Annotated in this window: 15 protein-coding genes; 11 read left to right on the forward strand and 4 right to left on the reverse strand. The window is 44.1% G+C overall.

Features of this window, described 5'->3' with window-relative positions:
• Positions 1 to 47 precede the first annotated feature (47 nt).
• Entirely contained in the window at positions 48 to 1,433 is a 1,386-nt protein-coding gene (locus APB76_RS20105; RefSeq protein ID WP_049844047.1) for a hypothetical protein, read from the forward strand.
• On the opposite strand, the gene APB76_RS20110 is transcribed toward APB76_RS20105, so the two are convergent.
• Positions 1,402 to 1,881: a DUF4442 domain-containing protein gene (locus tag APB76_RS20110; protein ID WP_049844046.1), complete on the reverse strand. Its 480-nt coding sequence runs from the start codon at positions 1,879 to 1,881 to the stop codon at positions 1,402 to 1,404. The genes APB76_RS20105 and APB76_RS20110 overlap by 32 nt on opposite strands.
• A 345-nt stretch (positions 1,882 to 2,226) precedes the next feature.
• Between APB76_RS20110 and APB76_RS20115 the strand changes: the two genes are divergently transcribed.
• Together APB76_RS20115 and APB76_RS20120 are read left to right on the forward strand one after the other, a co-directional pair.
• Positions 2,227 to 3,279, forward strand: coding sequence for a 3-deoxy-7-phosphoheptulonate synthase (locus APB76_RS20115; protein WP_049844045.1), 1,053 nt, complete (start codon positions 2,227 to 2,229; stop codon positions 3,277 to 3,279).
• Positions 3,280 to 3,295: 16 nt separating this feature from the next.
• Positions 3,296 to 3,781 (forward strand): YajQ family cyclic di-GMP-binding protein, encoded by a 486-nt coding sequence (locus tag APB76_RS20120; protein WP_054962451.1) that lies wholly within the window; start codon positions 3,296 to 3,298, stop codon positions 3,779 to 3,781.
• Between the two features lie 53 nt (positions 3,782 to 3,834).
• On the opposite strand, the gene APB76_RS20125 is transcribed toward APB76_RS20120, so the two are convergent.
• A complete protein-coding gene (locus tag APB76_RS20125) occupies positions 3,835 to 4,773 on the reverse strand; it encodes a precorrin-2 dehydrogenase/sirohydrochlorin ferrochelatase family protein (RefSeq protein WP_049844043.1) in 939 nt (312 codons plus the stop codon).
• Positions 4,774 to 5,234: 461 nt separating this feature from the next.
• Between APB76_RS20125 and APB76_RS20130 the strand changes: the two genes are divergently transcribed.
• The 6 genes from APB76_RS20130 to APB76_RS20155 all read left to right on the forward strand — a co-directional run bounded on the left by APB76_RS20130 (position 5,235) and on the right by APB76_RS20155 (position 10,737).
• A complete protein-coding gene (locus tag APB76_RS20130) occupies positions 5,235 to 6,263 on the forward strand; it encodes an amino acid ABC transporter substrate-binding protein (RefSeq protein ID WP_049844042.1) in 1,029 nt (342 codons plus the stop codon).
• An 86-nt stretch (positions 6,264 to 6,349) separates the two neighbouring features.
• Positions 6,350 to 7,552 (forward strand): amino acid ABC transporter permease, encoded by a 1,203-nt coding sequence (locus APB76_RS20135; RefSeq protein ID WP_054962452.1) that lies wholly within the window; start codon positions 6,350 to 6,352, stop codon positions 7,550 to 7,552.
• Position 7,553: 1 nt separating this feature from the next.
• Positions 7,554 to 8,651 carry an amino acid ABC transporter permease gene (locus APB76_RS20140; protein WP_049844040.1) on the forward strand — a complete coding sequence of 366 codons (1,098 nt, stop codon included), beginning with the start codon at positions 7,554 to 7,556 and terminating at the stop codon, positions 8,649 to 8,651.
• A gap of 22 nt (positions 8,652 to 8,673) precedes the next feature.
• Entirely contained in the window at positions 8,674 to 9,423 is a 750-nt protein-coding gene (locus tag APB76_RS20145) for an amino acid ABC transporter ATP-binding protein (RefSeq protein WP_004749473.1), read from the forward strand.
• A gap of 191 nt (positions 9,424 to 9,614) precedes the next feature.
• Entirely contained in the window at positions 9,615 to 10,277 is a 663-nt protein-coding gene (locus APB76_RS20150) for a Bax inhibitor-1/YccA family protein (protein WP_049844039.1), read from the forward strand.
• 130 nt (positions 10,278 to 10,407) lie between these two features.
• On the forward strand, positions 10,408 to 10,737 hold the full coding sequence (locus APB76_RS20155; RefSeq protein WP_049844038.1) for a TusE/DsrC/DsvC family sulfur relay protein: 330 nt from the start codon (positions 10,408 to 10,410) through the stop codon (positions 10,735 to 10,737).
• 23 nt (positions 10,738 to 10,760) lie between these two features.
• Here APB76_RS20155 and yccX read toward each other — a convergent pair whose 3' ends face one another.
• Positions 10,761 to 11,033: an acylphosphatase gene (yccX, locus tag APB76_RS20160; protein ID WP_049844114.1), complete on the reverse strand. Its 273-nt coding sequence runs from the start codon at positions 11,031 to 11,033 to the stop codon at positions 10,761 to 10,763.
• Positions 11,034 to 11,128: 95 nt separating this feature from the next.
• Between yccX and APB76_RS20165 the strand changes: the two genes are divergently transcribed.
• Entirely contained in the window at positions 11,129 to 12,532 is a 1,404-nt protein-coding gene (locus tag APB76_RS20165) for a methyl-accepting chemotaxis protein (RefSeq protein WP_049844037.1), read from the forward strand.
• A gap of 91 nt (positions 12,533 to 12,623) precedes the next feature.
• Positions 12,624 to 13,817 (forward strand): class I SAM-dependent methyltransferase, encoded by a 1,194-nt coding sequence (locus APB76_RS20170; protein ID WP_054962453.1) that lies wholly within the window; start codon positions 12,624 to 12,626, stop codon positions 13,815 to 13,817.
• A 90-nt stretch (positions 13,818 to 13,907) separates the two neighbouring features.
• On the opposite strand, the gene APB76_RS20175 is transcribed toward APB76_RS20170, so the two are convergent.
• Positions 13,908 to 19,568 (reverse strand): Ig-like domain-containing protein, encoded by a 5,661-nt coding sequence (locus APB76_RS20175; RefSeq protein ID WP_054962454.1) that lies wholly within the window; start codon positions 19,566 to 19,568, stop codon positions 13,908 to 13,910.
• Positions 19,569 to 19,678: the final 110 nt, after the last annotated feature.

The raw sequence follows: 19,678 nt of genomic DNA on the forward strand, positions 1-19,678 counted from the left end.
TCTGTTATGCTTTCGCCTGAAATTTAGTAATTTTTCAGGAGCACTATTTGTTAACCGTTGATAAGCAGGACGGCATTACTCTCAAAATTTCCCACGCAATGGCAGCAACCAAAAAGTCAGATTTAGACTTGTACTTTTTCGTACCTGGTGAGCTTGGTTTGTCTCCAGATGTTTTGAAAGAGAGTGAATTCTATTATGAATCTATCATTCAAAAACGCGCTTATTACAGTGACAAAACTCTCCTCCCCCTAGTCCACAGCCGATTGGCAAAACGTGGCCGACTCTCGACCACCCAGTACCGTGTCAGTTTGAGTCTTTTTGCTTACCAGTATGTCATCGCACTGGACAAGGCAGTCAACGAACTTAACAAGCATAACAAAGAGACTGTCACCACAGATGAAGTCGACGAAGTCATTAAGCTTTCCCTAGATATCCTAAAGAAACTGCGTCGAAGTATTCCGTATGAAGAAAGCTTGAAGCGTTACTACGCTAACATCGACAACTACTTATCTTGGTATACCGGTCAACGGCTGATGTCGCTTATCGCCCATATGCCTAGAGATAGCGAATACAAAAGCTTAAAAGAGAGCCTACTTGCTATTGTTGAAAAAGAGGCCGCACATCGTAAGCTAAACAACTACAACTCGAAAAGTGTCCGAGACGACGTAACACGCTTGAGCAACAAAATGCGTCTCCTGCGGCGATTGATTGAACACCCCGTTGTGCTACAAGAAAAAACGCAATCGCTGGGTAAAAATATGAAGCGCGTTGTCAAAGGAGGCGCAACAGGTTTTGTCATGGTCTTCGTCACCATAACAGCCATACTTGCCCGTGATTACTGGGGAGAAATCACCGCCTCATTTATCATTTTAATGTCGTTTGTGTATGCGCTAAGAGAAATTTTTAAAGACGATCTACGTGATGTGATGTGGCGATGGATCCGCAAAGGTCGCCCTAAATGGCGCAAATTGTATCTGGATCCAACCACCAAGAAAGCGGTTGGGCAAAAGCTTGAATGGTTAGACTATAAAGTGTTGGAGAAACTCCCCGATAGAATAAAGTCTATCCGTAAAAAGCGCGTCGTCCAAAGAGAAGAGCAAGTCTTGCATTACAGTTCCCAAACCGAAATGTCGACATCTAAGTTTATGAGCGGATACGAAGAAACCCGCGAGTCGTTATTAGTTAGCATGCGGGAAATCACTCGACTAATGGACAAAGGCTCAAACAAAGTCTACACCCACAACAATGGGCAGGTCAGCCGTGAGTCGGTAGAAAAACGTCATTTGATCAATTTGATCGCCAAAGAAGATAACCACGATGGCGAGCCTAAGTTCTATCGTTGGAAAATCGTTCTAAACCGGAGCAAAATAGTCGCCGTCGAACAGATGGAAGTTGAAGATGTTAGTCACCCGTTTGCTTCAGTGATAGAGTAAGAAAAAATTCCGCCATAGGTTCATCACCGTGTAAGCTTGGACAGATGGCGGTTATTTTTACTGCTCTATTAACGCGCTTACCCGTTTTAAACACCTCTTCAAGCATTTCATCAATCAATTGGCCATCTTCGCATACAAAGTGTACGTCCGCCTCGGGTCGCTTTAGAAACTGACCTTCCACTGCTTTAAATGCCAACGACACCTTCTTGCCACAGTCCTGTGCCTTGCTCATTGCCATAAAACCACCCGCTACATCGGCACCTATCGCAAGTACACCAAAATACATACTGTTCAGGTGATTCTTGGTGCGTCTCTTAAGCGGAATCTTCACTTCAACTCGCTCAGAATCTAGTTGGAGTATCTTGGGTCTTGCTAACCAGATAAAAGGAACTTTGAAAAAACCAAAATAATTAAGATAGAAATTTGCTTTTGATAGCGCTGATAACATTTGAACTAATCCGACCAGTTGAATTTAATCCAGTTCATAACGGATGAAAACTTATGTCAACATTTTGTTAACATCAATCTTTCAAACAGTGATATGAAACAGACGTTTGATTTATCAGGCCGTTCTAGATAGCACTGATAAATTATGTCCAATATGCAATGTCTAGACGGAGTTTAGAGCAATGCTTGACCATAGAGAATGAACGTCGAATGTACTATGAATCTAGTTAAGCATCCGTTTTTTCACTTTTACACCCTTGTATAAAGAAGAATCTCGATAAGTAGTTTATTCCTAACGGCGTTTCCGTTATCTTTACCGCTTCGCAATAAGAGAACAGGCTGTGGTATGCCATTAAAAACCGATGAATTAAGAACCCAAGCTTTGGGTCCAATGCCGACACCGGCAGAGTTAGGAAACGCCCATCCGATTACGGACGAAGTAGCCCAGCGTATTGCACAGTCACGTCGTCAAATTGAAAATATCCTTACAGGGGAAGACCAACGCCTACTTGTGATTGTCGGCCCTTGTTCAGTTCATGATACTGAAGCTGCAATCGATTATGCAGAACGCCTAGCAGCCATTCAGAATCAATACAAAGATCAGCTATTCATTGTAATGCGTACGTATTTTGAGAAGCCTCGAACCATTGTTGGTTGGAAAGGACTCATTACTGACCCTAACCTAGATGGCTCATATGCATTAGAAGCTGGTCTTAACAAAGCGCGTAAACTATTACTAGACATCAATAAGCTCGGCCTTGCTACGGCTACAGAGTTTCTTGATATGATCACAGGCCAATACATTGCAGACCTCATTACATGGGGAGCAATCGGTGCACGTACGACAGAATCACAGATTCACCGTGAAATGGCTTCTGCGCTATCATGCCCGGTAGGCTTTAAAAACGGCACCAACGGCAATATCAAAATTGCTATTGATGCTATTCGTGCTTCACAGGCGTCTCACTACTTTTACTCACCAGATAAAAACGGTCGCATGACCGTATACCGTACCAGTGGTAACCCTTATGGTCACGTGATTCTGCGTGGCGGTGACAAAGGACCTAACTTTGACGCAGAATCTGTCGATGCTGCGTGCAAACAGTTGGGAGAAGTTGGCCTACCACAACGTCTTGTGGTTGACTTTAGCCATGCCAACTGCCAAAAGCAGCACCGTAAGCAGCTTGACGTTGCAAAAGATATTTGTGAACAGATTAAGTCTGGTAAAAATCAAGTCGCTGGTATCATGGCTGAAAGCTTTATCCTTGAAGGCAACCAGTCTATGGCAGACATCAACAATCTAACCTACGGTCAATCTATTACTGATCCATGTTTAGGTTGGGAAGATACCGCCACCATGCTTGATATGCTAGCAACAGCAGTTAAAGAACGCTCGTAATAATAAGGATTCCAACATGCCATCATTTGATATTGTCTCTGAAATCGATACTGTTGAGTTACGTAACGCGGTAGATAACGCAACGCGTGAACTTTCTACGCGTTTTGATTTTCGCGGTGTAGAAGCATCGTTTGAAATGCAAAAAGACGAGTCAGTACGATTAAACGCTGAAGGCGACTTCCAATTAAAGCAAATGCGTGACATTTTACGAAGCCACTTAGCAAAACGTGGCGTAGATGCAAATGCGATGGAAGCGAAAGGAGAAGAAGCTTCGGGTAAAAACTGGCATCAAATTGTCGTATTTAAGCAAGGCATCGAAACACCAATTGCGAAGAAAATCGTCAAGCTGATCAAAGACAAAAAAATGAAAGTACAAGCTTCGATTCAAGGAGAGAAAGTACGTGTTGCGGGTAAAAAGCGTGACGACCTGCAAGCGGTAATCGCCGTGATACGTGAAGCTGAGCTAGGCCAACCTTTCCAGTACGAAAACTTCCGCGACTAATTTATGCCTAATAGTTAAAAGCCCGATGCGATTAGTATCGGGCTTTTTCTTTTCTACTTACTTGAACCTAACCTCAGCAGTAAATCTTCACCCTGCAGGAAAGTAACTCCACTTGATCTAGGAGGAACAAATACCGTCACGCGCAGATCTTCTAACCTAGCCTTTTCTAGCATCCCGGCTAGCTCAGCCTCGTTGTGGTACTCAACTCGTTCAGCATCTCGACGTACCAAGTCAATAAACCCAAACGGGCAATAGCTATCAAACAATACTAGTTCAGCTTGCTGCATCAGCCTCATCGCCTTTAAAGTGAGAAGCTCAACATCATCACCGTACTCTATCCAACTCACGGAGCCTTTCTGATCAAAGCCTTGCTTAAGTAAGTCTTGATAAGCAAATTCTAGCGCTGAGTTTGCGCTAGCATGATCGACATCAGATCTTGCAAAAAACGCTTCCCAAAATTTACGTCGCTCATCCACTGTTGGCAGTATGCTCTTAATATCCCCACGCTTTGACGCAGCAAATTCAGCCTGTAGAGAGAGATTTTGAGGGAGTACAGCCTCAAGCTTTTCTCTTACATTACGAATCAATACTGGTGCCGCTCCCCCACTCGAGATTGCAAGTTGGATACGCCCGCGGTTAATCATAGAAGGGGTGATAAAGTCACAGTAAGGCAGGTCATCGACGACATTCACCAATATGCCTTTTTGCCTAGCGTCGTAGTGGACTTGGTGATTCAGACTTGGATTGTCTGTTGTCGCCCATACTTGAATGTACTTCTTATCAAGTAACTCGGCCGAGTAAAAACCCTGAACCCAGCGGCACTCTTGTTTATCGACCAATTTAGCGAGGTAGTCTTCGATTTTTGGCGAGACAATAGTGACGTCGGCTCCTGCCCTAATCAAGCTATCAACCTTTCTACTCGCCACTTCCCCACCTCCAACAACCAGTACTGGCTTGTGGTTAAGATCTATAAATAGAGGAAAATACTGCATTTCATTCCTTGAGTCATTGAAAACGTCTTTGCCTTCGATAGTAACAAAAATGGGGCATGAGATTCATGTGATTTCGATCAACCCCATAATTTATGACCAAATTTTAAACTTTCTTTGGTTTTTTTCACCACGTGGTGACATTCATTCAAACTTCAAATCTATTTGTATTGATAAATTTATTACACCATCCTGTCGCACCAGATTTGTGATCTGTTGCACTATTTACATTTTAGCAACATATTGCCATTCTAATGTCTGTCAGGGTTTGTGAGTTTAATCAAAAATCTTTCGAAATTATACATTTGAGAAATCGCAGATCCTTTCCTACGCTTATAACTGGTTGATTTAACTAAGACTCGATTACGAGCACTAGCAACCTAATAATTAATGAAACGCAACATTTTTTAATCGTTATATCAGGGTGAGCCTGAACAAACATGGATCATACAGGAAGGATACAAATGGCACATAAACTAACACTTCTTGCTTCAGTTGTAGCTGCATCTACTGCACTGATGTCTACCAGCGCTTCAGCAGCGGATAGCACGCTGGATAAAGTAACTAAACAAGGTTTCATTACTTGTGGTGTAAGTACTGGCTTGCCAGGTTTCTCTAACCCGAACTCAAAAGGTGAATGGGAAGGTATCGACGTAGAATACTGTCAAGGTCTCGCAGCTGCAGTATTAGGCGATAAAACAAAAGTAAAATACGTACCTCTGACAGCTAAAGAACGTTTCACTGCCCTGCAATCTGGTGAGATTGATGTACTATCTCGTAATACGACATGGACACTTCACCGCGATACCGCACTTGGCCTTAACTTTGTAGGTGTGAACTACTACGACGGTCAAGGTTTCATGGTTAAGAAAGATCTTGGCCTAACCAGTGCCAAAGAGCTAGACGGTGCATCAGTTTGTGTTCAATCTGGTACAACAACCGAACTTAACCTTGCTGATTACTTCCGCAACAGCGGTATGTCATATAAGCCAGTGGTATTTGATACAGCAGCGCAAACCTCAAAAGGTTTCGATGCAGGCCGTTGTGACGTACTGACAACTGACCAATCTGGCCTTTATGCACTTCGTCTAAACCTGCAAGATCCTTCTTCAGCGCAAGTACTTCCTGAAATCATTTCTAAAGAACCTCTAGGCCCTGTTGTTCGTCAAGGTGACGACCAGTGGTTCAACATTGCGAAATGGACACTTGCTGCTATGGTTAACGCCGAAGAATACGGTGTTACTTCTAAAAATGCTGACGAAATGCTTAAGTCCAAAGATCCAAACATTAAGCGTATCCTAGGTGTTGATGGCCCTAAAGGAAAAGGTTTGGGTATCCGCGATGACTGGGGCTACCAAGTGATCAAACAAGTGGGTAACTACGGTGAAAGTTTCGAACGTACTGTAGGTGAAGGTTCTCCACTACAAATTTCACGTGGTGTGAACGCTCTATGGAACGCCGGCGGCTTCATGTACGCTCCACCAATCCGTTAATAACTATTATTAGCTAGTTACTAAACAAAAAATTGGGCGGTTTAGGCCGCCCTTTTTATAAAAAATGGATTTGAGGTTATAGCTGTATGAAACCTACTAATGTTGCGGCGAATTCGGATAACGGACCGAGTTCAAACGCTAGCCTTATTTACAATCCCACCTTTCGAGCAGTTGTTTTCCAAATTATTGCGATAGCAGCGCTTGTCTTTTTCTTTTACACCATTGTCAATAATGCACTCACCAACTTAGAAGCTCGCGGTATCGCCACGGGTTTTGAATTTCTCGATCAAGAAGCTGGCTTTGGGATTGGCCTGACGCTGATTGAATACGATGAAACTTATTCTTACGGTCGAACATTTGTCATCGGCCTGTTAAACACGGCCTTAGTGTCTTTTTTTGGGATAATCTTGGCAACCGTAGTCGGTTTTGTCATGGGCATTGCGCGTTTATCGTCTAACTGGTTGGTTAGTCGTTTTGCTGCTGTCTATATCGAGATATTCCGAAACGTACCACTTCTGCTGCAAATATTCTTTTGGTATTTTGCGGTGCTTCAAGCACTCCCTTCAACTAGGCAAAGTTTAAGCCTTGGAGAAGCCATATTCCTAAACGTAAGAGGGCTATACTTCCCTGCTCCAGTTTTCGAAGCGGGTTCATCTATTGTGGTCGGCACACTTGTTGTGGGCATTATCGCCACGATACTTATTAATATTTGGGCAAATAACAAACAACGCCTAACTGGTCAGCAAACGCCTATGGGCAGAATTGCGCTAGGATTATGTGTTGGTTTGCCTGTTGTTGTCTATTTCTTAATGGGCTCACCAATTACAGCGGAATACCCAGAGCTCAAAGGCTTTAACTTCCGCGGTGGTGTAAGTATCATCCCAGAGCTTGCGGCTCTTCTACTCGCTCTAAGTATCTACACCGCTTCATTTATCGCCGAGATCGTACGTTCAGGAATTAACGCAGTAAATCACGGCCAAACGGAAGCCGCGATGTCACTAGGTCTCCCTCGCTCTCGAACGTTAAAGCTTGTGGTTATTCCGCAAGCACTAAGAATCATTATTCCTCCACTCACTAGCCAATATCTGAACTTGACCAAAAACTCATCGCTTGCGATGGCAATTGGTTACCCAGATTTGGTGTCGGTGTTCGCTGGGACAACGCTCAACCAGACCGGTCAAGCTATCGAGATCATTGCAATGACAATGGGCGTCTACCTCACGTTGAGTTTGTTAACCTCTGCATTGATGAACATCTACAACCGTAAAGTTGCTTTAGTGGAGAGATAGCATGAAAGTACATCAATTTCAGCCAGACCTTCCACCTCCAGCGAATACGGTTGGCGCAGTAGGTTGGCTAAGAAAACACCTATTTAACGGCCCGGTAAACTCTGTAGTTACCGTCATTCTCGCCTATTTATCATTTATGTTACTTTGGAACATCTTTGATTGGGCATTCTTAAAAGCTGATTGGGTTGGTTCAACTCGCGATGCATGTAGCCGCGAAGGGGCTTGTTGGGTATTTATCAGCGTGCGCTGGGAACAGTTCATGTATGGCTTCTACCCTCAAGAAGAGCTTTGGCGTCCACGTCTGTTTTACATTACTCTAGCCATCTTTACAGCATTGCTAGCGTATGAAAAAACGCCAAAACGACTATGGATTTGGCTGTTCTTTGTCAACATCTATCCATTTATCATTGCTGCGCTTTTGTATGGCGGTGTATTTGGCCTTGAAGTAGTCGAAACCCATAAATGGGGTGGACTGTTAGTTACATTAATCATCGCTCTTGTCGGTATCGTTGTATCTTTGCCAATCGGTGTCGCTTTAGCATTGGGTCGCCGCTCAGAGATGCCTATTATTCGCAGCATCTGTACTGTTTACATCGAAGTCTGGCGTGGTGTTCCACTTATCACTGTACTCTTTATGGCATCGGTGATGTTGCCACTGTTTCTCGCGGAAGGATCAGAGACAGACAAACTGATTCGCGCCCTGATTGGTGTAGTCATGTTTAGTGCCGCCTACATGGCAGAGGTCGTTCGTGGTGGCTTACAAGCAATTCCAAAAGGGCAGTATGAAGCAGCCGATGCTCTCGGCCTAACTTATTGGAAAAAGATGGGATTAATTATTCTGCCTCAAGCGCTTAAGATTACTATTCCGTCCATTGTAAACACCTTTATTGGTCTATTTAAAGATACCAGTCTAGTACTGATTATTGGTATGTTTGACGTATTGGGTATTGGCCAAGCAGCGAACACCGACCCAGAATGGTTAGGTTTTGCTACCGAAAGTTATGTATTTGTCGCGTTAGTGTTCTGGGTATTTTGTTTCGGCATGTCGAGGTACTCGATATGGCTAGAAAACAAACTTCATACCGGTCACAAACGATAATCAGAAAGCTCAAGGACGTATTATGACGCAACAACAAGATTACATGATCCAACTTAAGGATATGAACAAGTGGTACGGTGAGTTCCACGTCTTAAAAAACATCAACCTAGATGTTAAGAAGGGTGAAAAAATAGTTATCTGTGGCCCTTCTGGTTCTGGTAAGTCAACCATGATTCGCTGCATCAACCGACTAGAAGAACATCAAAAAGGACAAATCATCGTTTCTGGCAATGAGCTAACGGATGATCTTAAGAACATTGAAGCCGTTCGCCGCGAAGTGGGCATGTGTTTCCAACACTTTAATCTCTTCCCCCACCTAACCGTGCTTGAAAACTGTACACTGGCACCAATTTGGGTAAAAAAGATGCCTAAAGATGAAGCAGAAGCCATTGCGATGAAGTATTTGGAGCGTGTGAAGATCCCAGAACAAGCAGATAAATACCCTGGCCAGCTTTCTGGTGGTCAGCAACAACGTGTCGCAATCGCACGTTCATTATGTATGAATCCGCAAGTGATGTTGTTCGACGAGCCGACATCTGCACTCGACCCAGAAATGGTACGTGAAGTACTCGATGTCATGGTTGAACTAGCAGAAGAAGGGATGACGATGCTGTGTGTAACCCACGAAATGGGCTTCGCTAAAGAAGTTGCTGACCGCGTTATCTTTATGGATGCAGGTGAAATAATCGAAGAAAACAACCCGGTTGATTTCTTTGAAAACCCTCAATCAGACCGAACGCAAAACTTCTTGGCTCAAATTCTTCATCACTAAACTATGATATACGTAAAGGGGTGACTTAGGTCGCCCCTTTTTTAGTTGTTAAATTGTGTTACATATTTCAAAATACATAAGTTTTTATTTCTATTATTATTTTATCTACTACATCATTACATGGGGCTTGATCTTTTGATCATTCAACCTCATAAATGTAGATATAAACATAAAATCTTACGAGGAAGATTATGAACAGTCCTATGTTTACACGCACTTCAAGCCAAGAAAGTGCTCTACAAACCAACAAAGTATTGCGTAACACCTACGCTCTGCTTTCTATGACACTGCTCTGGTCAGCAGTTGTTGCGGGTGTTTCCATGGCGATGAACCTTCCTCGTCCGGGAATCATCATCATGCTAGTTGGTTTCTACGGCCTACTTTTCCTAACCGAGAAAAACCGCAACAATAGCATGGGTCTAGTGTTTACGTTCCTATTTACAGGTTTCCTAGGTTATACAGTCGGTCCAATCCTAAACGCATACATTGGCGCTGGTATGGGTGATGTGATACTCATGGCTCTAGGTGGCACTGCTCTGTCATTTATGGCGGCATCAGCTTACGCTCTGACAACTAAACGTGACCTATCTATGATGGGTGGCTTAATGCTGTCTCTGTTTGTGGTTCTTGTTGTAGGTATGATTGCAAGCTTCTTTATTCAATCGACCATCCTACATCTTGCGCTAAGCAGTTTGTTCATTGTTTTCTCAACAATGGCAATTCTGATGACAACTCAGGGAATTATCCGAGGTGGTGAGTCTAACTACATCTCAGCAACTATCACTCTGTATGTCTCTATCTACAACATCTTCATCAGCCTACTAAGCATTCTAGGCATCATGAACGATGACTAATTCGCGGTAGCTTAGTTAGAGTTTTCAAGCCCGAAAGGCTCTCCTTTCGGGCTTTTTCTTTCTTGCTATCTTGTTCAATCAATGTATGCTGCGCTACCCTATTGAATATCATAAAAATTAGGATCGTAAGATGTTTGAGTACAATGGCAAACAAATCGAAACTGACGCGCAAGGCTACCTATTGGATTATACTGAGTGGGAAGAAGGCATGATTTCAATACTGGCGAAGCAAGAAGGCATCGAACTCACTGAAGCACACTTAGAAGTGGTTCATTTTGTTCGTGATTTTTACGAAGAGTTCAACACCTCTCCAGCGGTTCGCATGTTAGTCAAAGCGATGGAAAAAGCGCACGGCCCAGAAAAGGGCAACAGTAAGTACCTGTTTAAACTCTTTAAGCAAGGACCTGCAAAACAAGCCACCAAACTGGCCGGCTTGCCAAAGCCAGCTAAATGTTTATAAACAATGAACTCCTGTAGTATCGGCTACAGGATCTTAAATCCTTTATACGGTTTGTAAGGTATCGATTCACGATGGAGGCTATCTACTCTCGCACTTCTTGGCCCTTGCTCTAACCATTTAGCCATCATTTCAATTTGAGCCGTGCTCCCACAAACGACAACTTCCACATCACCGTTTTCTAAATTCTTAGCATATCCTGTAGTGTCAATTTTAAGGCCCTGATATGAGGTGTGATAGCGAAACCCCACACCTTGGACAATACCGGATACTGTGAACCTCTCACAACTTTGATCCATTCTGTGTACCTCTGTTATTGAGTCAATGATATATTGAGCAGGTAATATTCTAGCCCATAATGGATATATGGGTCTCTTCATTGGACATACTAATTATGAAAGAAATACCTTTTCGCTGGATTGATAAATATCTCATTCATCTAAAAATTCAAGAGAAGTTCTATCTGCTTTTCTTACTGCCCGTTATCGCTTTAATCATTTTAACTCTCGTTCTCGATAACAGTGCCGATAAGATGCTCCACCACCTCTATCAGGATGAACTCGTTCTCATGCGCGATTTAATCGAAGCTGGAAACCTTTCGCAAGAACAAGTCGCCAATATCATCAAGGGTTCAGAGACTATTCAGTTTGGCGCAGGTGACGGTGCTGTTAGCGTCAACAGCGGAGCCTTTAGCTTAGCCGCTATCCATGAGCAAAATCTCTGGTCAGCAATGTCTACTACCCATGTTGCTATCATTTTGGTGACATTGTCACTCATTGCATTAGGTGTTTACTACATCATGACCTTTATTGGTGGCGCTATGTTTACCATGAATAAAGCATTGACTACCTTATCAGATGGTGACTTAACTAGCCGTATGAACTTCTTTAAGGTCAGAGATGAATTTAGTGAAATTGCCATTACCATCGACAAAGTCGCTGAGCGTGAGCAGAACATGGTGATTTCTATTCAAGAGTCTATCGCGTTAATGCAGCAAATTAGTTCAGACTTAAACCTGTCTAATCAACAGAGCGCCGAAGTTTCTGGCTCGCAGCAAGAGCATCTAAATTCACTTGCTAGTGCGACTGAACAAATGGCCTCGACGATTAGAGAAGTGGCTAACCTCGCCCACGAATCGAGTACTCAAACCGAAGATGCTCGTAGCGTTGCCACTGAGGGGCAAACTAAAGTAGGCCATACTTTGACTTCTATCTCTACTCTGTCACAAGAGATTCAATCGGCTTCTGAAGCTGTAGCGGAGCTAGATGCCAACGCAGCTCAAATTGATGAAGTTGTCACAACCATCAACGGCATTTCGGAACAAACTAATCTACTTGCCCTTAACGCTGCTATCGAAGCGGCACGCGCTGGTGAACAAGGACGTGGCTTTGCCGTAGTAGCCGATGAAGTTAGGGCCCTTGCGGGTCGTACTCAGCAAGCAACCGTTGAGATTCAAACTATGATTGAAGCGCTACAGCGTAACAGTCAATCGCTGACTCAGTTAATGGAGACAACGGTAATCAATGCATCTGAAGGTCAACAACGTATGTCTGAAGTTGATATTGAAATTGGAGCTCTCGCCGAGAAGAACCAATCTATTTCAGATAGTAGCATTCAAATTGCAACTGCTGCCGAAGAACAAGGTGTTGTTGCCGACAATATAGCCGCAAGTGTTGAAGATATTCGAGTTCAGTCTGATAGTGTCTGCGATATGATTAATGCGACAAATTCCAACATCGCTCAGCTACGAAATCAAAGCGATCAAATGGAAGCCCTGCTTACGGGCCTTAAAGCTTAACTCCGAGCCGCCTTGCGCGGCTCTTTTATTTGCTTTTCAAAAACACATCCTAGAAAATACCCCACCTTACAAAAAACAATCGAGTAAACCAATGACTCCAGCTATTTATCTAGTCAAAGGACGCGACAAATCCCTTCGCCGCAAGCACCCATGGGTATTCTCTCGTGGAATACATAAAGTTGAAGGCGAACCCAAATTAGGAGAAACGGTAGACGTTTTCTCTCATGACGGTAAATGGCTAGCTAAGGCAGCATACTCACCTAACTCACAGATTCGCGCTCGTGTATGGAGTTTCGAAAAGGAGTCAATCGACAAAGCGTTTTTTACCAAACGTATTCAAGATGCTCAGCTACTGCGCGAAGATATTATCGTGCGCGATGGACTCACGGGTTATCGTCTGATTGCCGCCGAATCAGATGGCTTACCTGGTATCACTATCGATAAGTACCAAGATTACTTAGTGTGCCAACTCCTTAGTGCTGGTGCGGAGTTTCATAAACAGACATTAGTTGCTGCACTTGTTGAGTGCTTCCCTGAGTGTAATGTGTACGAGCGCTCTGATGTAGCGGTACGCAGAAAAGAAGGCCTAGAGGAAACTACTGGAGTTCTTCACGGCCAAGAGCCACCAAAGTCAGTAGTCATTGAAGAGAACGGCGTGAAGATCAGTGTTGATATCGTTGGTGGCCACAAAACAGGTTTCTACCTTGACCAACGTGACAGCCGCCAACAAGCAATGAAATATGTGAAAGATAAAGAAGTCCTTAATTGCTTCTCATACACTGGTGGCTTTGGTCTGTATTCTCTAAAAGGTGGAGCGAAGCGCGTTATCAATGCCGATGTCTCTCAACCTGCACTCGATACGGCTAAGTATAATGCAGAGCTAAACGAGTTCGACATTTCTAAGAAACGCGCAGTTTTCCTCAACGCCGATGTATTTAAACTGCTGCGTGAGTACCGCGATCAAGGCACTAAATTTGACGTCGTAATCATGGACCCACCTAAGTTTGTTTCAAGCAAAAACAACTTAACGTCTGGCGCAAATGGCTACAAAGATATCAACATGTTAGCGATGCAAATATTGAAACCTGGTGGAACACTGCTCACCTACTCTTGCTCAGGTTTAATGAGTGGCGAGTTATTCCAGAAAGTAATCGCAGACGCTGCGGTTGATTCTGGCCGCCAAGTTAAATTTATTGAACGCTTTGAACAAGCAGCCGACCACCCGACAGATAGTGCCTACCCGGAAGGTTTCTACCTCAAAGGTTTTGCTTGTAAGGTGCTGTAAAACCAAAAAAATAGATGACTTTATAACAAGTGATCTGACTTCACTTAGCAGTTAATAGCTATTAAAAAAGGGCCTTTCGGCCCTTTTTTACTAGTTAGTTGTATCGTGCACTTTCAGCAAATCATTCAATATAGCGCTAGCGTTAGTTATTGAACCATCTGAAATGTAACTACTGTATTGAGCAGCTGCATCTTGCAATACGACTTCTTGACTACTATTTCCATCAGAAATAGTCAACTTAAGGTCTGCTGTTGCTAAGTTGTCACTACCTTCGATAGCGATATCAATTTTATGCTCCTGAAGCAGGCTGTCTACCGTATCATTGGCATCAGTATGAAGTATTTCTGAGATATCAATCTTATCTTCACCTTTAGTAAAGTCAGTAATAATATCTCTTTCACCATCTCTAATATCGATCTCAGAGTTAGTATGATCTTGGTCAACAAACTTAAAGATGTCATCATCAACACCACCAGTTAAGATATCATCACCCAAACCACCAATTAGGATGTCTTCTCCAGCTCCTCCTATTAAGCGGTCTTCACCAGAACCACCTCTTAGGCCATCATTGCCTTCGCCACCATCCAATACATCATTACCTGACGCACCATAGATAATATCGACACCACCTTGACCATACACATGATCGCTACCAGCTCCACTATGGCCAACATCAATATGTGCACTGCTAAACTGTGAGCTAGTCAGAGCGCTGTTTTCATCTGAAGGGTTCTGAAGATGTTCTAAATCCCCACCAGACATAAACGTTTTCATGTCATTGTTAGCAGCGTTAATACTTGCTGTAGAATTAGCATTATTGTCGAGAGAAGCATGACTGTCACCCAAATACAGGGTGTCATTCCCTTCGCCAAGGAACACATCATCCCCGGCAGCACCAACATCGACAACAAGGCCATCTTTGTGACCATCGACTATCTGGTTATCTGCACCTGCTGGATTTTGTGACCAGAGCAATTTCTCATGAGAGGTGCTGTAATGATCCAATCTAACGTGGTCAACAATATCCCCTTCAGATTTAATATCAGGAACAACATTTACACCATCAATTTCGAATGAAAGTAAGCTAGCGCTACTATCACCATCAGAATCAGTGATCGTATAGTAGAAGTCTAATTCGACTGGCTTAGTACCTGCCGCACCGAAGAACTGATAGCCGCCGTCATCTAGGTCAATCACTAAGCTATGTTTCGAGTCTATGTAAATAGTTAAGGTGTTCGTCTGACTATTAAAAGTATGAGAAATATCAGCATTGGTTAGGGTTGAAGAAATATCACTACCGTTGAAGTTGAACGTTACACCGTCAATAATGATCTGGCTAATAACGGGTTCATCAGCACCTTGGGTATTAGAAAGCAAATTCCCGCCAATCGGTTGTATCAACGATTGCAACAACACTGGTGGTAACTGTGTAACATCAGGGACAATAATCGCATCCGTATCCTGCTCGGTCAGACCATCATAGGATACAGGGTTTAGGTATTCTGCAGGAGCATTATTACCGATGCCATAAGACTGTGCCGTAATATCGTGCTGCTCGAGATGAGTTTTCCACCATCCTTCTTCAGTCTGGTTAATTCTATTTGAATTTCCGCGGTCTGATCCTGTTGGCTCCCCATCAGATAGGAAGTAACTCACATTGCTTGCATTTGGCAAGCGACCAGACGACGAATCCCATGTTTGGTTTGCAATCCAAACTGCACTATCGTAATCGGTACCGCCGCCCGCTTGTAGTTCTTCGACATAGGTAATTGCTGACGCAACTGACATCCATACAGTATAATTAGCAGGGCTCTGATTACTGTAATAATTATCAGAAAATGCAACAATCTGTACTCTAGTTTCACCAAGTGCTTGATACTGATTCAACATCTGAATCGTTGACTCTTTCATAACTTGCAGTCTTGACTTTCCATTACCTGCGTCATCCTTCATTGATCCAGAAACGTCTAAAATAAGCTGTACATTCGCACCAACTTTAGTTTCCGCAACCACATCATGATGAACACGTGAAGCTTCTGGCGAATCATCCTCAATAACGATCGTAGCCTTGCCATTGCTCGTTAGCCCTAAGCTGTTTTCCGCGATAAGAGGAACATCAATACCGATGATATCTTCACCATTACTATTTGGGTGATCTATTGGACCAGAAAGTACTGTCGAAACGTTACCAACACTGTCAACTGATACCTCTATAACCTTAGAGCCTTGAGCACTACCTACGAGCGTCTTAGCATCATTAGACAGTTGCCAAGTTATAGAACTCGAACCGCTAGTGTAAGAGCCCGTCGGAATACCTAAGCTAACATCTGTAACACCATTCGACATAGGCACAATATCACTATCCGACGGGTTATTTGTAGTATCAGAGCTACCAGCCAAAGCGTCATCGTCAAGTATACCGTTTAGGAGGCCTTCCTCAGACACTGTAAGCTGTACATCTCCAATTGATGGTGGGGCATATGGAACTACTGCAAAACTCGAAGTCAAGAAGTCCCCATCTGCATCAGTAACGCGAACCTGAAGATCGATGTCACCATCACCAATTGGAGTCTGCATAGATTCGTACTGGAAGTACTCCCATTTACCTGTAGCAGGAGTTAGCTGAACTTCAAATACTAAATTACCGTCGCTATCGTGAGCTAATAGGTGATTTGAATTAGATGAATCAATGGAAAGTGTAACTAGCTTTCCTTCCGCTGTACGTAATTGAGATTCGCCACTTGCAAGTAACTCTATCGAACCTTTGCCATCTGCGCCGTATTCAAAGTTGACAACACCATCAGCGCTTGCAATAGGTTGCGCTTCTGAGGAACCTGAGAAAGTAATTGACTTAACGGTAAAGTCGCTATTATCACTGTGGTTTGCTCCATTACCATTACTTGTCGCTTCTAACACAATTCTGTCAAAGCCACCCTCAGTAACACTAAAGTTCTTAGCATAATCACCGCTAGCAGCATCAGAACTAAATGGCTGGGTCGCAATTAACACGCCATCACGATAGAAATACGCGACTCCTGTTTCTTTTTCTCCACCATACATTTTGGCGAATTCTATTGAAGCACCAAATGCTACCTTGTCTCCGAGATCAATGATTAATTGCTCGGAAACGCCTTCACCATTTGCATAACGGTAGTCGACTTCGTTATTCAATGGGTGGCTGAAGTCAACACTACTGTGAACACCAATCCCTGAAGAAGATTGGTTGACCAAAGCATCACCTAGCTGAGCAGAACTAGAAGAAACAAAACCTTGAGCCTCAACCGTTACGCCGCCGATTGAAATTGATTGATGATCGCCAGCCCCTGAAAAATCAACTTTACCAACCAGTACATCCGGCACGTTTGATACCGTTACCATTACTGGTGTTGAATCACTGATTACTGGAGAGTCATCTTCGATGCTCAACGGGATCGACGATTTAGTCACCGAAGTGCCGTCATTCACAACAATGCCAAGTTCAATATTGATATTGTCTTCTTCAGTTGTCACTGGGTGATCAACTGGAGCAAGTAATGTTACATTGTAATCCCATTCACCTAACCCAGATGTACTAGGTTCAGTGAGAGCTACCTGAATTACCGCTAGTCCGGCAGTTGTCGAACCAGTTAGCGTTTTCGAACTACTATCCCAGCTCCAAGAAATTGTCTGGCCGTTTGAGCTAAGTGAAGAACTCGACTCTAGTGACACTGACACAGATGAGCTGTCGACATCGCTTACAACAAATGTACCTGATGCTGTTTTACTGTTTGTCGTATCTGTATTTCCATCAGTATCGACATTTGCATTCGTAAGCCCTTCTTCAGAAACGCGAGAGTTTGTTACTGCAGATATTTCCGCTGGCGCGTCATCGTCTTTGATGGTCGCCGTGCCTGTGTCTGTGCCTGTCGCGCCAGATGCGCCCTCAACGCTCACGCTGAACGTCTCGTTGCCTTCGTACACGTCATCCTGAGTGGTCGCCACGCTCACTTTCAGCTCGGTCTGACCCGCTGGGATTGTGTAGCTGCCGTCTGCGTTCGGGGTCACTACCGTCACACCATCTGCCAACGTCACTACCATGTTACCGATGTCGTCCGATTCCGCTGTATTAGCGCCTGCCGTTGAGCTCGTCAGGTTCACCGTCACTGCCGTGTCCGCCGCCTTATCTAGGCTCACTGTGAACTCGGCCGCTGAGCCTTCACTCACGCTCACGGTTTCTGTGATGCTCACGCTCGGACGATCGTCGTCGCCACCGTTCTCACCACCATCGGTGATGGTCGCCGTGCCTGTGTCTGTGCCTGTCGCGCCAGATGCGCCCTCAACGCTCACGCTGAACGTCTCGTTGCCTTCGTACACGTCATCCTGAGTGGTCGCCACGCTCACTTTCAGCTCGGTCTGACCCGCTGGGATTGTGTAGCTGCCGTCTGCGTTCGGGGTCACTACCGTCACACCATCTGCCAACGTCACTACCATGTTACCGATGTCGTCCGATTCCGCTGTATTAGCGCCTGCCGTTGAGCTCGTCAGGTTCACCGTCACTGCCGTGTCCGCCGCCTTATCTAGGCTCACTGTGAACTCGGCCGCTGAGCCTTCACTCACGCTCACGGTTTCTGTGATGCTCACGCTCGGACGATCGTCGTCGCCACCGTTCTCACCACCATCGGTGATGGTCGACTGACCAGCCCCGCTTCCCACTAATCCAGAAACTGACTCAACATTGAGAGTGAAAGACTCATCACCTTCATAGATATCATCTTGCGTCGTTGGAATTGTTACAGTGAGAGAAGTGGTACCCGCTGGAACTGTTACTGTACCATCAGCGTTAACCGTTAGAGTTTGGCCGGTAGAAGTTTGAACTTGAATAGAACCAACATCGTCGCTTTCGGCGGTGTTTAACTGATTAGTTAATCGTAACGTCGTATCTTGGGTAGATGGTTTATCATAACTAATTGTGTAGGTAGCATCACTGCCTTCACTTACGTCACCTCCTCCACTAACAGTGATTTCTGGGATAGGCGTAACTGTGACATTGACAACCAGAGTATCGGTTCCACCATTACCATCGTCCACAGTAACAGTGAAGCTATCGTCACCATCAAAGTTTGTGTTTGGTGTATACGTCCACGTGCCGTCAGGGTTTACAGTTGCCGTACCATTTGAGGGAACAGAGGCTTGGGAGAAAGTTAACGTATCTGTTGGATTTTGATCGGTAGCAGTTAAGGCACCACTAATGGCAGTATCTTCATCTGTAGTTACCGCAATACTTTCACCCAGTGGGTCGTTGTTAACGTCGACGAAGACAGGTTCAAACAAACGGAACTGCTCGAGTAGGGAAAGGCTTTGTGTTTCCGAAAGGCCTAAGGATTGAAAACCTTCAGTTGTAAAGTTGGTACTTGCGATAGTTTCTGTACCATCACGCGTTACAGATGCACTTGCAGCAAGACTTGAACCTGTTTGTCCCCCGGCAGCAGTCGCGAAGTCTTCACCTAATTCAGTTGGGTCTTGGCCTTCTTCTAAAGCAGCAAATATATCTTCGATTTCAGCGCTAATGTCCTGAGGCGCTCCGCCTTGATCAACGAGCTCCACTTGTAATTGTCTGCTGTTATCTGTCGCATCTGAATTCGATTGAACGATAACCTCACCAGGCCTAGGTAGTTCACCTTCGATTAGAACCCTTACATTACCGTTTACATCAATGACGATAATTTGGTTGGCTGCAAGATTACCCATTGCTACGTAAGTACCAAAACCCATATTTTAAGTCCTTAATCCTTGACTGCTTTCTTTTGTTATATTGCCAGTGACAAATAATTGGCAAAATATAAATTCACACTCTGTATAAATTATCATTTTTCATATCTTTC

The sequence above is a fragment of the Vibrio bivalvicida genome, from assembly GCF_001399455.2.
GTDB classification, from domain to species: domain Bacteria; phylum Pseudomonadota; class Gammaproteobacteria; order Enterobacterales; family Vibrionaceae; genus Vibrio; species Vibrio bivalvicida.

Excerpts from the sequence above, each read along its gene's own strand:
- APB76_RS20170 (WP_054962453.1), top strand. The coding sequence starts at position 12,624 with ATGACTCCAGCTATTTATCTAGTCAAAGGACGCGACAAATCCCTTCGC.
- APB76_RS20130 (WP_049844042.1), top strand. The coding sequence starts at position 5,235 with ATGGCACATAAACTAACACTTCTTGCTTCAGTTGTAGCTGCATCTACT.
- APB76_RS20155 (WP_049844038.1), top strand. The coding sequence starts at position 10,408 with ATGTTTGAGTACAATGGCAAACAAATCGAAACTGACGCGCAAGGCTAC.
- APB76_RS20125 (WP_049844043.1), bottom strand. The coding sequence starts at position 4,773 with ATGCAGTATTTTCCTCTATTTATAGATCTTAACCACAAGCCAGTACTG.
- APB76_RS20175 (WP_054962454.1), bottom strand. The coding sequence starts at position 19,568 with ATGGGTTTTGGTACTTACGTAGCAATGGGTAATCTTGCAGCCAACCAA.
- APB76_RS20120 (WP_054962451.1), top strand. The coding sequence starts at position 3,296 with ATGCCATCATTTGATATTGTCTCTGAAATCGATACTGTTGAGTTACGT.
- APB76_RS20135 (WP_054962452.1), top strand. The coding sequence starts at position 6,350 with ATGAAACCTACTAATGTTGCGGCGAATTCGGATAACGGACCGAGTTCA.
- APB76_RS20140 (WP_049844040.1), top strand. The coding sequence starts at position 7,554 with ATGAAAGTACATCAATTTCAGCCAGACCTTCCACCTCCAGCGAATACG.
- yccX (WP_049844114.1), bottom strand. The coding sequence starts at position 11,033 with ATGGATCAAAGTTGTGAGAGGTTCACAGTATCCGGTATTGTCCAAGGT.
- APB76_RS20150 (WP_049844039.1), top strand. The coding sequence starts at position 9,615 with ATGAACAGTCCTATGTTTACACGCACTTCAAGCCAAGAAAGTGCTCTA.
- APB76_RS20145 (WP_004749473.1), top strand. The coding sequence starts at position 8,674 with ATGACGCAACAACAAGATTACATGATCCAACTTAAGGATATGAACAAG.
- APB76_RS20165 (WP_049844037.1), top strand. The coding sequence starts at position 11,129 with ATGAAAGAAATACCTTTTCGCTGGATTGATAAATATCTCATTCATCTA.
- APB76_RS20110 (WP_049844046.1), bottom strand. The coding sequence starts at position 1,881 with ATGTTATCAGCGCTATCAAAAGCAAATTTCTATCTTAATTATTTTGGT.
- APB76_RS20115 (WP_049844045.1), top strand. The coding sequence starts at position 2,227 with ATGCCATTAAAAACCGATGAATTAAGAACCCAAGCTTTGGGTCCAATG.